This is a genomic window from Paenibacillus sp. J31P190 (assembly GCF_059692075.1).
In genome coordinates this window covers 39,297-53,583 of sequence record NZ_JCAUAS010000023.1, presented here as the reverse complement: position 1 = coordinate 53,583, position 14,287 = coordinate 39,297, and the positions used below count along the sequence as shown (strand labels likewise).

At 41.3% G+C, this 14,287-nt stretch carries 14 protein-coding genes and 1 riboswitch; of the genes, 13 read left to right on the top strand and 1 reads right to left on the bottom strand.

All coding sequences use genetic code 11. The annotated features are described in order from the left end of the window. The first annotated feature begins 154 nt into the window (after nucleotides 1–154). From AC58U0_RS29435 to AC58U0_RS29395, 9 genes are all read left to right on the top strand, one after another. Nucleotides 155–451: a hypothetical protein gene (locus AC58U0_RS29435; protein WP_497382395.1), complete on the top strand. Its 297-nt coding sequence runs from the start codon at nucleotides 155–157 to the stop codon at nucleotides 449–451. Between the two features lie 19 nt (nucleotides 452–470). After that, nucleotides 471–929, top strand: a complete 459-nt coding sequence (locus tag AC58U0_RS29430; RefSeq protein ID WP_497382394.1) for a type II toxin-antitoxin system VapC family toxin — start codon at nucleotides 471–473, stop codon at nucleotides 927–929. A 175-nt stretch (nucleotides 930–1,104) separates the two neighbouring features. Further along, nucleotides 1,105–1,638 (top strand): DUF1572 family protein, encoded by a 534-nt coding sequence (locus AC58U0_RS29425; RefSeq protein ID WP_497382393.1) that lies wholly within the window; start codon nucleotides 1,105–1,107, stop codon nucleotides 1,636–1,638. Between the two features lie 80 nt (nucleotides 1,639–1,718). Beyond that, nucleotides 1,719–2,297 carry a P-loop nucleotide/nucleoside kinase family protein gene (locus AC58U0_RS29420; protein WP_497382392.1) on the top strand — a complete coding sequence of 193 codons (579 nt, stop codon included), beginning with the start codon at nucleotides 1,719–1,721 and terminating at the stop codon, nucleotides 2,295–2,297. A gap of 415 nt (nucleotides 2,298–2,712) precedes the next feature. Continuing rightward, nucleotides 2,713–3,585, top strand: coding sequence for an alpha/beta fold macrolide esterase (gene mle, locus AC58U0_RS29415; RefSeq protein WP_497382391.1), 873 nt, complete (start codon nucleotides 2,713–2,715; stop codon nucleotides 3,583–3,585). A 23-nt stretch (nucleotides 3,586–3,608) separates the two neighbouring features. After that, nucleotides 3,609–4,091 carry an anthrone oxygenase family protein gene (locus AC58U0_RS29410; RefSeq protein ID WP_497382390.1) on the top strand — a complete coding sequence of 161 codons (483 nt, stop codon included), beginning with the start codon at nucleotides 3,609–3,611 and terminating at the stop codon, nucleotides 4,089–4,091. 308 nt (nucleotides 4,092–4,399) lie between these two features. Next, nucleotides 4,400–4,927: a Nif3-like dinuclear metal center hexameric protein gene (locus AC58U0_RS29405; RefSeq protein ID WP_497382389.1), complete on the top strand. Its 528-nt coding sequence runs from the start codon at nucleotides 4,400–4,402 to the stop codon at nucleotides 4,925–4,927. Beyond that, a complete protein-coding gene (locus AC58U0_RS29400; protein WP_497382388.1) occupies nucleotides 4,920–5,300 on the top strand; it encodes an NUDIX domain-containing protein in 381 nt (126 codons plus the stop codon). Before AC58U0_RS29405 ends, AC58U0_RS29400 begins: the two co-directional genes overlap by 8 nt. Before the next feature lie 353 nt (nucleotides 5,301–5,653). After that, nucleotides 5,654–7,996, top strand: a complete 2,343-nt coding sequence (locus tag AC58U0_RS29395; protein WP_497382387.1) for a glycoside hydrolase family 95 protein — start codon at nucleotides 5,654–5,656, stop codon at nucleotides 7,994–7,996. 282 nt (nucleotides 7,997–8,278) lie between these two features. Here the strand turns inward: AC58U0_RS29395 and AC58U0_RS29390 are convergent, their stop codons facing one another. After that, nucleotides 8,279–8,809, bottom strand: coding sequence for a hypothetical protein (locus AC58U0_RS29390; protein ID WP_497382386.1), 531 nt, complete (start codon nucleotides 8,807–8,809; stop codon nucleotides 8,279–8,281). Between the two features lie 99 nt (nucleotides 8,810–8,908). Next, nucleotides 8,909–9,038, bottom strand: a riboswitch (SAM riboswitch). 133 nt (nucleotides 9,039–9,171) lie between these two features. Here AC58U0_RS29390 and AC58U0_RS29385 point away from each other — a divergent pair. The 4 genes from AC58U0_RS29385 (at nucleotide 9,172) to AC58U0_RS29370 (ending at nucleotide 14,092) form a co-directional block, all read left to right on the top strand. Continuing rightward, nucleotides 9,172–9,678 (top strand): hypothetical protein, encoded by a 507-nt coding sequence (locus AC58U0_RS29385; RefSeq protein ID WP_497382385.1) that lies wholly within the window; start codon nucleotides 9,172–9,174, stop codon nucleotides 9,676–9,678. A gap of 813 nt (nucleotides 9,679–10,491) precedes the next feature. After that, a complete protein-coding gene (locus AC58U0_RS29380; protein ID WP_497382384.1) occupies nucleotides 10,492–11,229 on the top strand; it encodes a hypothetical protein in 738 nt (245 codons plus the stop codon). Nucleotides 11,230–11,241: 12 nt separating this feature from the next. Further along, nucleotides 11,242–12,930 carry a vWA domain-containing protein gene (locus AC58U0_RS29375; protein WP_497382383.1) on the top strand — a complete coding sequence of 563 codons (1,689 nt, stop codon included), beginning with the start codon at nucleotides 11,242–11,244 and terminating at the stop codon, nucleotides 12,928–12,930. Between the two features lie 22 nt (nucleotides 12,931–12,952). After that, nucleotides 12,953–14,092 (top strand): toxic anion resistance protein, encoded by a 1,140-nt coding sequence (locus AC58U0_RS29370; RefSeq protein WP_497382382.1) that lies wholly within the window; start codon nucleotides 12,953–12,955, stop codon nucleotides 14,090–14,092. The last annotated feature ends 195 nt before the right edge of the window (nucleotides 14,093–14,287 follow it).

The following is a 14,287-nucleotide window of genomic DNA, read 5'->3' as shown; positions in this document are numbered from 1 at the left end:
ACTGGCTGACCTCTTCGTACGACAGAGAAAAATGCACAGTCTTTGCGATTGTACCACGACCTCGGAAACGATACTGAAGGTGCCAACATCACCCCCTGAAAACGACAGAATTCGACGAATTGTTATAAGAGTTATGCATAAGGAGTGAATCACGATGGCGAATAATTACAAACGCTTCATTCAAAATCAATTCGAAAAAGCGAAGTCTACCGCTTCCGAATTCATTTCTTCAAGAAGTGAAGAACAAGAAGAAGGCACTTTAGAACTAAATCCGCAATATTATGTTGAGCTGAAAGCAATCGCCGATATGCAGCATACGACCGTGCAAGGTATTGTCAATGATATCATTGTCCAATACCTGGCAAACGCCCCATACGAAACACCCCCCATCTCAGTGGATCAAAAGGAAGATAACCCGATTCTGTATTTGGATGGTATTTGTAAACTATAGGACTAAGGAGTGCTGACATATGGAAAACCACTTGAACATTCAGGATGCAATTTTTCTGGATGAAACAGCTTTAGCCGCTTTAATGAACCCTGAAGACCCTCGCTATGCGAAAGCCCGTTCCCTGTTTCTGGATTTACATGATCTTGAACGTAATTACATAACAACCAACTCCATTATATTTGACCTTCATGAATGGCTTCGCAATGAATACAGCTATCAGCAGGCGGAATATTTTCTGAATGCAATTGATAAAGCAGAGAGTAAAGGCAAGCTGGCGCTCATTTCCAGCGGCCCCGAATTAGAGGGGGAATCGCGAAGACTCCTTATGGACAGGCCCGAACTCCGTTTCTCGCTCAGCGAAGCATTCACTGCTGTGACCATGTCCTATTATCAGGTAAAACGTATCTTTACTTTCAACCGCAATTTCATTATGCTTGCCAATTTGGATAAGGATATTCGAATCATTCCATCCAATTAAAAGCCTTTAGACAAATACAGCCTGCCCTCTTGAGAGGCTGGCTGTATTTGTTTCATTGCAATGCCGTAAAATGCTTCTTTCGAGTGTAATTAAAGGGAAACAATCCGAGTTAAGCGAATTATTAATAAAGGGATTGGTACATTTTAACAATATAAATTGCAGAGGGGGAATACTCGTGCTAGACCTGACAAAGAACGTACTCGAAGACATGAACAAGCAGCTCGATCGAATCATAATGAGCTTAAACCAACTTGATGATGATTTGATTTGGAAAAAAGTGAAGGATTCCATGAACAGCATCGGTAACCTTTGCTTACATTTAGCAGGAAACGAGTATCAGAATTTTATAAGTGCAATCGGAAACAAACCGTTCATTCGGGAACGCACTCGAGAATTTATTTCTGATGGTGGCATATCGAAGGATGAATTGAGTAGTCTTCTTTTGAGGACAAGGTCCGAATCGGTAAGTATATTATCAGCTTTGTCCGAGGAGGATTTAAAAAGGGAAGTCATAATCCGATTTGACTTGGAGGATTGGAATAGAATGCTTCGGGTTAACGCTTCAGAAGATGAAACCTACGAAGTGAGAGTAATCAGCCAGCTTCTTGTTCAGGTTGCGGCACACTACGGATATCATGCAGGACAAATTGTGCTACTTTCCAAACTAATGAAAGATACGAATGAACACATAACAAGACAGTATCATTGATCATTCATCATTAAGCAAAGTGAAGCGGTATGATCTTTGTTTAAAACAGCATTCTTTCGAGAGGGATGTGAGAGATCATTTTGGAAAAACCATTGTTGATTATTGTGAACGGTCTTCCTGGAACCGGAAAGACAACCTTAGCAAAACGGCTTGCCGCAGAAATCCGTTTCCCATTGTTCTCTAGAGACGGTATATATGAGACGCTATTCGATGCCCTAGACTGTCAAAACAACGGTTGTCCCCCTTTGATAGGACCTTCAACATTTACTCTCCTCTATGCCTATGCAAACTCATTATTAAAAGTTGGCCAATCATTGGTGATTGAGGGTTTTTTTGGTCGACCTGAACTAAGAAGTGCTGAGTTTCTCCAACTGAAACTTACATGCGATTTTCAGCCATTTCAAATATTGTGTAAGACAGATGGGGAAGTTCTCTTGGATCGTTTCCTTAGACGCATGAGTACCGTAGAACGACATATCGGTCATCATGATCAGGAATGGATTGAAGAAGAACAAAACAAAGAGCGGCTTTTACAAGGACATCTTACGCCTCTTGCTCTCGGTGGTACGGTTGTTGAAATCGACACCACCACTCCTCACAGTTTTGACTATGCTGAACTACTTCAGCAAGTCCGAGCTGTTCAAGTCATTAAGTTTTAAATCAGGTCATCAACTGTCGCGGGCTTTAAAATACATTGTTTTTACCAACGTTTGACAGAAAACAAAACCCTGTGCTAAGATACAAATAATTCATTTTGGACGGAGGGTTGCGTGTGGCAAACTAATTTTTCGATCTATCTTTGCACAGTAAGAAGAGTAAATCTTATTGGCTATATTGTGTGCATAGTAATCGAAGAATGGTCTGCCTTCCACGGTACCCAATTTAATGATGATCGCTTACGTTCCCACTTGATGATCGACTTAGGTAAAGTTACATGTGTATGTGTTTGACATGTATTTGCTTTCGTCGATGAGGTATTCGTAACGCGATCACTCCATTCTTTTATCGATTACTTGAACACAGGCAGCCGGCCTGTGTTTTTTTATTTTTATAACAGTAAGGAGAGATCTTGCAATGAGCGAACAACTGTTTAAAGTTAACGGAATCGAACTTTGTGCAGAAAGCTTCGGCAACCCGGAACACCCGGCTATATTACTGATCATGGGAGCTCAAGCGTCCATGGTTTGGTGGGAAGAAGACTTCTGTAAACGTCTAGCCGCCAAAGGACACTTTATCATTCGTTACGATAATCGTGATGTCGGTCGGTCCATCACCTACGAACCCGGCAATCCTGAATACACCTTTGACGATATGACTGACGATGCTATCCATATCCTCGATCATTTTGGAATCACACAAGCCCATATTATAGGCATTTCAATGGGCGGCATGCTGACTCAAATCCTGGCTTTGCGACATCCAGAAAGAGTTTTGACCGTTTCGCTACTCTCTACTTCGAATTTCGCCCCAGGCCTCCCACCGATGGAAGATAAGGTGATGGATTACTTCTCCAATGCGGCGGCGATAGATTGGACGAATGATGCGGAGGTCATTGCTTTTACGGTTGGCAAATGGAAAGTTCTCGCAGGCTCGAAGCATCCGTTTGATGAGAAAAGAATATATGATTTAGCTTCAGAAGAAGTCAAAAGAAGCCATAATATGGCGAGCATGAATAATCACGGGATGGTGACGGGGGGAGAATCGTATTTGGTACGAACAGGCGACATCGACGTCCCCGCTCTGATTATTCACGGTACGGAGGATCCAATTATACCTTATGAACATGGAGTCGCTCTTGCCTGCGCTATTCCCAAAGCGGTTTTACTGTCCTTAGAGGGGGCAGGTCATGAGATTCACCATGAAGACTGGGATACCATCATTGACGCGATTTCCAATCACACCCGATACCTTATCGTACCCGCTAATGAAGGAAGACTGTTGCCGTAACAGGCAGTTGGAGGTGAATACCCATGAATAGCCTGCTCTATTATTTAACCTTTGTGTCCGCAATGGGATCCGGTTTGCTTGCTGGCATATTTTTCACTTTCTCGGCATTCGTAATGACCTCGCTCGCTCGCCTTCCGGCAGAGCAAGGCATATCTGCCATGCAGTCCATCAATACGACTATCCTGCAATCGTTATTTATCTTAGTCTTCATGGGCACAACCTTTCTAAGCATCATCCTGGGAATAGCCTCATCCATCAAATTAGGTACGGTTGGAGCAGCATATGTACTTACAGGCAGTCTGCTCATCCTTGTCGGCACATTTCTGGTGACAATCGTATTTAACGTACCGCTAAACGATACCTTAGCCTCTGTGACTTCAGGGAGTTCCGAGGGAACCCGGGTGTGGAGAGAATATCTTGCCGGTTGGATGCCCTGGAATCATGTACGGACGATAACTTCAATCGCTGCTCTGGCTTGTTTTATCATCGCTCTTCGCAAGTGGTAGGCTCTATGTTGAATTCGTCAGCCTAAATAACACGCCCGTCAGTTGGAGAGGGATTCAACTTATGAGAAACAATACTTCAGGAGCTGCTTTGAAGCAGCTCCTTTTTGAACTCATTGAAGTAATGGGCAGATTGCGTAGCAACAAAAGTAAATTTGTGGTATGTATAGAATTAATTTATAAATGAACTGGTGGTGTAATTGAGATGCACTGTGATCAATTCATTGAAGCTACTCACTCACTCTTCGGTGACTTATTGACCAACATTTGATGAAGGAGAAGAATATGCGTATTACAATTTTGGTCCTCAGATGATATACCGTATTGGTTTTTCAACGAATATTACACCAGATATCGTACGTCAAGCTGCTGCAAACAAGGTCGATCTAATCGTTACGCATCATGATGCTTGGGATTTAAAGGTCAACCAAATTATTCAAACTTCTTATCATAATGAAGGTAGGAGTATACCCGGAGTAGGTATATTCAAAGAGCCATTAACGTTTGAAGCGTTGAATGAACGGGTAACAACCGTATTAAAAGAAAGTGTTAAGTCATGGAAGAATTCTAAAAAACGAATAAGCAAAGTGGGCATTATTACGGGAGCTGGAAACTCAACTAACAATATCCTCGACGCGTTAAAATTGGGATGCGATGCCTACTTAACAGGTGAAAAAACATTGTATTCGGTACAATATGCTCAATATGTTGGAATGAATATGATAGTCGTAAGCCATACGTTTACTGAAATATTTGGGGTAAGATCATTGGTTGAACAGATCAGAATAAAGTTTAATTATCTCGAAATCATCGAGCTGTCTGAAGAGCATTTTGAATAGTCATGGTGATAAAAAATGGGGTATGCCAGCAGGAGCTATGGAACTAGATGAATCTGTGTTTGATGCCATGAAACGTGAGGTCAAAGAAGAAACAGGGCTTGATGTTTTTCAGGCAACATTAATTGCTATTTATTCTTCTCCAACAACACAAACATTCACGGACCGTTGGGGGAACGAGCATCATGTAATTGAATATTTATTTCGGGTGGATATGTGGTCGGGTACTCTTGAAAAAGAGACAGATGAAAGTGTAGATGCTGAATTTTACCCTTTGGATAATTTACCAGAAGCTTCAAGTGAGCTTTTTGCAAGACATCATCAAAGAGTATTTAAAGATTATAAAAAGTTCGATGGAAAATTAATATTGGAATAGTTGTCGGTGCTCTAATTGATTATTACTTAAGATGATTCTGATCGGTGGCGCAATAAAAAATGAGAGCATAAATATACTTAAAACGGAAATATGTACGTATATTTCCGAAGTGTATCTATTAGAAAATTGAATCCTATAGTATAAATATAGAAAGCGCTATCAGAGGAGGGGCAACTAGAGCATTGAGCAGAGGGAGAATCTTGTTAAATTTCTATAGGGAAGATGAAACAGCGGGAATATGCCATCACCAGCAGGGAAATCGGTAATCGAAATGCCCTAGCTGGGAAGGGAATTTGGGTATATATCGGAAGAGTTAACTTCCAATATATCCAGTAATATGAGGAGGTAGAAAAATGAAAATTCAATATTTCTCTGCAGCTGAAAAGTGGACAGAGGCACTGCCCATTGGTAATGGCCGACTCGGTGCCATGATATTTGGCGGGGTGATGAACGAACATTTGCAATTCAATGAAGACACGTTGTGGTCCGGTTCCCCAAAGGACGGTAACAATCCCAGAGCCAAAGAAGTACTTCCAGAAGTCCGCCGTCTTCTCATGGATGGTAAATTCATAGAAGCAGAAAAACTGAGTAAGGAAATGTTGGGTCCTTACACACAATCCTATATGCCACTTGGTGACTTGCACCTTAAGTTTGATCACGGAAATCTTTACCAATCTTATCACAGGAGCCTATCTCTTCAAGAAGGAATATCACGTGTGGAGTATCGGATTGGCAATGTTACATACAGCAGGGAAATATTTGCTTCTCATCCGGACCAAGTCATTGTGCTTCGTTTGCGAGCAAGCAAAACGGGTATGTTGAATCTGCATGCTAGGCTGGATAGTCAGCTCCATTACCGTACGGATACAATAGGAAATGATCTGGTGCTTAAGGGAACTGCGCCTGAACATGTGGATCCGAATTACTATGCTACCGACAATCCGGTTGTATTCGGTGACCCTATAACTGCAGAAGCGATACGTTTTGAAGCCCGTCTAGGGGCAGTGCTGGATGACGGTATGCTGCAAGTCGATCATGACGGCATGCATATTCTTGGAGCTACGGGAGTCACTCTCTATTTCGTGGCAGAGACTAGCTTTAACGGTTATGACAAATCCCCCGGCAAGCAGGGGAAGAATCCTGAGCCTCTTGTCGCCCGATCGCTAGAGTTGGTGAAGGCGCAATCGTATGATTCACTGCGACGTAAACACATTGAGGATCATCAAGCTTTATTTAATCGAGTAGAGCTTAGCTTGGGTGAAACCATTGCGCCAGCCGATTTATCGACAGAAGAGCGGATATCCGAATATGGGGCCAAGGATCCCGGACTGGTCGAGCTCTTATTTCATTATGGCCGTTATCTGATGATTGCTAGCTCTCGTCCAGGCACACAACCGGCTAATTTGCAGGGCATCTGGAATAAAGAAATACGGCCGCCGTGGAGCAGCAACTATACGCTTAACATCAATGCACAAATGAATTATTGGATGGTAGAAACCTGCAATCTTGCGGAATGCCATGAGCCTTTTCTCAGTTTTATCGGAAGATTGTCACAAAACGGAAAGAAAACGGCAGATGTACATTATGGGGCTCGTGGCTGGACGGCACATCATAATACGGATATTTGGTGCCAAGCCTCACCTGTCGGCGATTATGGTAATGGAGATCCCGTTTGGGCATTATGGCCGATGGGTGGACCGTGGACAACACAGCATTTATGGGAGCACTATGCATTTGGCAAAGATGACACTTTCCTGCGCAGTTATGCTTATCCTATTATGAAAGAAGCAGCGCTTTTTTGCCTGGATTGGTTGGTAGATGACGGTTCTGGACGCTTGATTACCATGCCATCTACTTCTCCGGAACACAAATTTGTGACCGCAGAAGGAAAAGCCGGCGTTAGCGTGGCAGCCACCATGGATCTGTCAATCATTTGGGATTTGTTTACGAACTGTATGGAAGCATCAGTTATTTTGCAAGTGGATGCTGACTTCCGTCAAGAATTGGATGATGCACGAAGTCGCTTATTTCCGATGCAAATCGGCAAATATGGCCAGCTTCAGGAGTGGTCCCAGGATTTCGAGGACGAAGATAAGCATCACAGGCACATCTCCCATTTATTCGGCGTTTATCCTGGCCGTCAGTTGACACAGCATACAACACCAGAGCTATATACTGCAGCGCAGCAATCCTTGAATAGGCGCGGAGATGAGGGGACGGGATGGAGTCTCGGCTGGAAAGTGGGATTATGGGCCCGATTTGGCGATGGAAATCGGGCGCATAGCCTAATTGCCAATCTGCTTAGGCTTGTTAAAGATGATACGGAAAATTACCAAACTGGGGGTATTTATGCGAATCTGTTTGATGCTCACCCCCCGTTTCAAATTGATGGTAATTTTGCAGCTGCATCAGGAATTGCTGAACTACTGCTGCAATCCCATCAAGGATATCTTCACTTGCTTCCCGCTCTGCCTGATGCTTGGCCGACAGGCTTCGTTAAAGGCTTGAGGGCACGCGGAGGATTCGAGGTGAACATAAGTTGGAATAAGGGCGAAATTGTTCAAGCGGAGATTTATTCTCATTCTGGAGGGCTTTGCAGCGTTCAGATCGATGCTTTGATTAGGAGTGAATTTCTAACTGTGAAAGGAAAACGATATACGATTTCATTGAATCCGTTGAACATTCAAGAACATTGAATGTTTCCTGTGTAAATAACCTGTATAAAAGGTCCACAGGATTGGAAAAAGACACCTTATTCTGGGTGTCTTTTTTAGTTATCATCAGTCTATAGCTGACGATTGACAAAGACCGACCGTAGGTGAAACTGTACATTTCAAATACAAAATGATTGTCAAACAAAACGGGAGGGAGTAATCCAATCCTTGACCCTATGAGACCTTATGAATAAACCTAGAGGAATCAATAAATTGATATATCTAGGTTTATTTTATTTTTTGGTTGAAATGATTATGTTTTTCTTAAAATGAGATGTACGCTTGCGTATGGTCAAATAAGTATGCTCGATCCCAAATGTATCTTTTATCCTTGTTGTCTTTTAATGTCAGTACAACTTTTCCTATTAGATCCATTAATGCCGACTCAATTAATTCTAATCTCACGGGTCCCCATGCCTCTTGGTTTACTTGAGTGTAGTTCATACATTCCATTAAAGTCAGACCTTTCATTCGCTGAAAAAGAGCAACCCACATAGTTAAATCGCACTTCAGGGTTTTACAAGGGATCGCAAAATCCCTTAAGCCAACTGCTCCTGTAGTTGTGGTAATAGCAATTAGCCCGCAGATATCTGTCTTGTCTCCAAGTTGCAGCTTCTCTGTAAGCTCATTGTCAAATCGAAAACATTCTATGCGGGTAATCTTGCACTGCTGCAAGGATTCAAGACCAATCGTCGAATTTTTCAATTTTAGCAATGCACTACGAAGGGGATGGATATCCTGGTGATACTCAACAGTTTCATCCATCGTAAAATTGTTAGAAATCGTGAACGGCATCCTGTCCCTCCTTTAAACAAGTTAAATTAGTTCATGAAAGCAAAAATGACCTTCTCTAGAATCAGAGAAAGGTCATAAGAACTCAAAGTCATATCCTCACTCTTATCTCCCAGATTCGCTTTGCACAGCGTTTCCGCAAGAATTAGCACCGTGCATTCCTTTGATTAACAAAGGTTTGTCGGTTGCCGGGTTTCATCGGGCTAGTCCCTCCACCTACTCTTGATAAGAAAAATCAACATATTCGATTATTTTTATAATACTATAAAGCACTCTGATGTCAAGGAAATTCACTCTTTACTATTAACATCCATATACTCATGAGTGAGTTGAAGTCTAAAAATATTTTCAATTAGTAAGTGGGTATGATTCCCAATAGGGAACTAATTCGAAAAGAAATATTTAATTGCAAAAAGTATTTTTTATTAGCTTTTATTCAACTGATTTTGAACTTTTTTCCATTTTTTGGAGTCTTTTTCAAGGAAGCTGAAATAAGATATAGATTAAAAACTTGGGGTAAGAGACTCAAAGTACCCGTGTTGCATAAGGATGATATTTACGATTCTGTTGCTGTTTTCGTTAAAGAGCACGGTTCAAGAAACAAAATCTGCTTCGATGTTCTTTTTCGCTTTTTGATACATTGTATCTGCAGTGATGAATCAACCTGGTCAGAAAGACTTGATAAACGAAGCATCAATCCATTACCTAACCAATTAATAACTAATTTATCTGAGCTAAAAGAACACTATAAGGATTTGGGTCAAGAGTTTTTTGATGGAGAATTAATTTTGGATACTATTATACCCATAGATAAAAATGTTGAGAATATCCAATCTTTTTTGTTTGAAGCTATACAAAATATATCACCCTAACAGAGATCTATAGCTTCATTAAGATATGTTTAAAAGGGAGTTGTGAGTGTATTATGCAAAAAGCAATAATTGTTAGTTACTTGACCGACAAAAGAAATAATTTAGAAGAATTAAATGAATTGTTATCCCAGGGATGGAAAGTAGTAAGTCAGAGTTCTATGGGAGGTGGAGGAGTGAATACAGTTCATTCTCTCGTAATACTCGAAAAATAGCGATTCCGTTTACGAAAGATTATAGTTGAAGGGCTTGCTTCGCGGCAGCTCCTTTTTTATCTATTAAAGTAAAGAAAAATAGATAGAACAGTAAATATATATTGGATACAAATGGTAAATAATGTTAATATATAGTATAATGAGTTTGTTCCATTGTATAAATTTTAGCTTCATTGAATGAAACGGAAATTTTACATTATGTCAGTCAACATCCTTGTTCTCTGAATTAATAAAAACAGTTTCCGTTCAGCTAAGAACTTTAATTTAATGAATAAGGAGCAGTTTTGCATCGGCAGCTGCTCCTTATTGGTTTGTTAAATTGTAGGAAGTACACTTTATTTATAATTTATTTTTTAGAAACAATCCAGCAAATCCCTGAGTTTGCTGGATTTTTAGACTTCAAAACATATTTGTCAACTAACACCGTGCAAGGATACATCTGCAGCAGCTATAGAAGGTATGAGTCCGAATGGTATACCGTTGATAATCAGCACAAAACGGTTCGAAATGATCATGTGAGCACATGACGCTAATATATATAGGTAGTAATCGAGGCGGGAGAAGCAAATTAATCGTAATTCGAAACGAGGGGGTGTAAGAATTGCTAAGCAAAAATCATTTAAAACTTGTCGTAATCATTTTAGGTATAGTGGTTTTTAATATTGCGGTCCTTTCACCGGGGATTATAGGGATAGAGATCGGCGGTAGCGCTCTTGAAACTGCTTCAGGTGTGACAATAATTTTTGCCAGTATCCTCGCTCTATCGTACGCGACCAACGTGTTGATATTCAAGCTACCGTCAGTTAAACCAGTGAAAGAAATCAGGACTCACAATGAATATATAGATGCCCTTACTCATTATAAAGGAGTCAAAACTTTGCAGAGCGATATTGGGCTAGCCCTTCGGCAGCTAGAGCGCCTTAGAAAAAGAATGGAGACCCTGTTAGGACTTTTAAATCAAAGGTTTGATCCTAATGAACTCACTTATAAGAAATTCACTTCCGTGTCGCAAGAAGTAGAGAATTTGTTCTATCTCAACATTCGCAGCATACTGGGCAGAATGCATGTATTCGATGAGAACGAGTACAAGATTGTGATGCTCAAGGAATCGTCGAGGTTACCTTCGGATCTCATCGCAGAAAAGATGATGGTGTATAACGAGTTCCTATCATTCGTTAAAGATTCTCTCGGTACAAACGAAGAAATTTTGTTGAAAATAGACAAACTTTTAATGGAAATCTCACGATTGGACAGTTTAGAACTTGCTGACATAGAACAGATGCCGTGCATGCAAGAAATAGACTCGTTGATAAAACAAACAAAACACTATAAGGAATAAGAGGTGACTTCGATGAAAAATAAGAGAGGTTTGTTCCTCCTATCGGGTATTATCATTGTATTAGCATTCGGACTTGTGTATGCAGGTGTAAAACTGACTGCAAATCTTGGGAAATCAAGTAGTCAAGTCGCAGCAGAAAATGCTGGGGAACGTTTATCCGAACTTTACTCCGATATATCTATTGCCACGGATAAGCCTGTAAAGGGACAGATAGACCTTAATCCGGTTGATGTAGCTGAAACGCTTCCGGATATCTCGAAGTTTCCAATAACAGTGGGAAGTACAACGGATAATTTTGTTGAGATCTTCTCCTCTACAGAAAAGTCGGGAACCGGCGTTGATGGTTGGTTAACCGAAGTGGCAACGGAGTTCAATCAAGCCAAGATTGAAGTAAACGGCAAACCAGCTTCCGTGAAGATACGTAATATTGCTTCTGGTACTGCGACGGACTATATCAAATCCCGTAAATACATTCCTGACGCCTTCACTCCATCCAACGAGTTATGGGGAGAAATCGTAAAGGCAAATGGTATCAAGACTCAGCTAATTACGAAGCGTTTAGTAGGAAACGTGCCGGGGATCGTCATTTCAAAGGCAAAACATGATGCTCTGGTAGAGAAGTACGGGTCAGTGAATATCAAAACCATCACAGAAGCGATTTCCAATAACGAGTTCGCAATGGGATATACCGATCCATTCGCCAGCTCTACTGGTCTGAACTTTCTCGTTACTGCTCTGAACACCTTCGACAGCTCCAACATATTGGGGGAGAAAGCGGTTAAAGGATTCGAGAATTTCCAATCCAATGTACCGTTCACCGCGTCCACAACAATCCAAATGCGTGAAGCTGCCAAGTCTGGCGCTCTAGACGGGTTTGTCTTGGAGTATCAGACATATGTCAACGCAGTAGACCTTAAAGGTAGCTATGTGTTCACACCATTTGGCGTTAGGCATGATAGCCCACTCTATGCATTAGGGGACCTGCCACAGAATAAACTCGATGTAATAAAGAAATTTGCTGAATTCGTAACACAAGAGAAATACCAAAAAACAGCGAAAGAAAAGGGCTTTAACGGCCTCGAAGATTACAAGTCTGAACTCGCACCTGTTGATGGTAATCTTCTAGCTTCTGCTCAAAAAGTATGGAAAGAAAAGAAGAATGGCACCAAACCAATTGTCGCGGTATTTGTAACGGATGTTTCGGGAAGCATGGCGGGGGCGCCGCTCAATCGACTCAAGGAGTCCTTATTCAAGGGGCAGAAATACTTGGGCAAAGACAACAGCATCGGCTTGGTTTCCTACTCCAGTGGTGTAACAATCAAACTCCCGATCGCGAAGTACGACACAAATCAGCAGTCCATGTTCGTCGGTGCGGTCAACAGCCTCCAGGCGAGTGGTGGAACGGCAACCTTTGACGGTATTATTGTAGCCCTAAAGATGATTCAAGACGAAATGGCTGTTAATCCGAATATGAAGCCAATCATTTTTGTTTTGAGCGATGGCGAGACAAACGAAGGGCATTCTCTCAAGGACATAAAGGGATTAGTCGAAATCTATAAAGTCCCCATCTATACGATCGGCTATAACGCAAACATCAAAGCCCTCGAAAGCATTTCTAGTATCAACGAAGCTGCAAGCATCAATGCAGACACTGACGATGTGGTGTATAAACTCGGCAACCTGTTCAACGTCCAAATGTAATTCAAATCGAGGGGGGATTCACATGTCATTCACATTGGAAATAGCCAATCCTGAAGAAATTAAAGCAGTGATCGAACATGAGATTAAGCCGGTTCCCGAGGAAATCGCCAAGTTGAAAGAGATTGCTGACTCTAATGTAGCTACAATCATGTCATTGGAACTTGATTCGCTCGAGAAACGGAGGGAAATTCTACAATCGATCGATACATTCGGTGTAGATACAATGAAATTGTCTTCCTCTAAAAATGCGTTACTGCAAGTGTCGGTCGGTAATCTTTCAAAAGCTGGCGAAGATGGCGGGCAAGTAGCCAAGGGATTAGCAGACCTGCACACACAAATCAAAGATTTGGATCCTAGCCTCGTTGATTTTGCCAAAACCGGCATCCTTGGTAAGTTCTTCAGCCCTATTCGGAGCTACTTCCTTAAATATGAAAAGGCAGATGGCATCATTGCAGATATCATCGTTTCTTTAGATAAGGGAAAGTCCACACTCAAGAATGACAACACCACACTGGAGTTCGAACAACAATCTTTGCGTGAATTATCCAAGAAACTTAGAAAGGAAATTCAGCTTGGAGCACTGATGGATGAATCCATTGAGGTACAAATCGAAACAGCAAAGATACGGAATGAAGATCCAGAAAAGATTCGGTTTATTACGGAGGAAATCCTCTTCCCTTTAAGGCAGAGGGTTATGGACTTGCAAGAGATGTTGGTTGTAAACCAACAGGGCATTATGGCAATGGAACTGGTTATACGGAACAATAGGCAGATGATGCGTGTTGTCGATCGCTCAAAGACCGTAACGATTTCCGCATTGAAGATATCTGTCATGGTTGCCAGCGCCCTGTACAATCAAAATATCGCTTTGAAAAAAGTTGAGCTCTTGAACAAAGTAACTAGCAATCTAATAACTGCTACTTCGCGTATGCTGAACGAACAGGGAGCCGAAATTCATAAGAAATCAATTGAATCCAACATTTCAGTTGATACTCTAAAACAAGCATTTACAGATGTAATTTCTGCTCTGGACTCGATTAGTACCTATAAACAGGAGGCTCTGCCAAAAATGCGCGAAACAATCAATGAGTTCCGCAATTTGGCTGATATCGGCGAAAAGCAAATATTGCGTCTGGAGAAGGGCAGCCAGTTATCCATATAGGACCGCGGTATTAAAAAGGGCAGGATAGCGCAGCAACAGTTTGACCACAAATTTTATATCAGCATAAAAAGACAAAGCCACTCCTAACAATTGAGTGGTTTCTTTCGATAGAAATTTTCTTTTAAAGGGAATAATATATTGTATATAAATGCGTTGTTTCGTATAATTATTCATTATGAGTACGGAGGTATATGC

What these genes read in the sequence shown, in the direction of transcription:
- AC58U0_RS29435 (WP_497382395.1), top strand. Translation starts at nt 155, where the DNA reads ATGGCGAATAATTACAAACGCTTCATTCAAAATCAATTCGAAAAAGCG.
- AC58U0_RS29430 (WP_497382394.1), top strand. Translation starts at nt 471, where the DNA reads ATGGAAAACCACTTGAACATTCAGGATGCAATTTTTCTGGATGAAACA.
- mle (WP_497382391.1), top strand. Translation starts at nt 2,713, where the DNA reads ATGAGCGAACAACTGTTTAAAGTTAACGGAATCGAACTTTGTGCAGAA.
- AC58U0_RS29410 (WP_497382390.1), top strand. Translation starts at nt 3,609, where the DNA reads ATGAATAGCCTGCTCTATTATTTAACCTTTGTGTCCGCAATGGGATCC.
- AC58U0_RS29405 (WP_497382389.1), top strand. Translation starts at nt 4,400, where the DNA reads ATGATATACCGTATTGGTTTTTCAACGAATATTACACCAGATATCGTA.
- AC58U0_RS29395 (WP_497382387.1), top strand. Translation starts at nt 5,654, where the DNA reads ATGAAAATTCAATATTTCTCTGCAGCTGAAAAGTGGACAGAGGCACTG.
- AC58U0_RS29390 (WP_497382386.1), bottom strand. Translation starts at nt 8,809, where the DNA reads ATGCCGTTCACGATTTCTAACAATTTTACGATGGATGAAACTGTTGAG.
- AC58U0_RS29385 (WP_497382385.1), top strand. Translation starts at nt 9,172, where the DNA reads ATGATTCCCAATAGGGAACTAATTCGAAAAGAAATATTTAATTGCAAA.
- AC58U0_RS29375 (WP_497382383.1), top strand. Translation starts at nt 11,242, where the DNA reads ATGAAAAATAAGAGAGGTTTGTTCCTCCTATCGGGTATTATCATTGTA.
- AC58U0_RS29370 (WP_497382382.1), top strand. Translation starts at nt 12,953, where the DNA reads ATGTCATTCACATTGGAAATAGCCAATCCTGAAGAAATTAAAGCAGTG.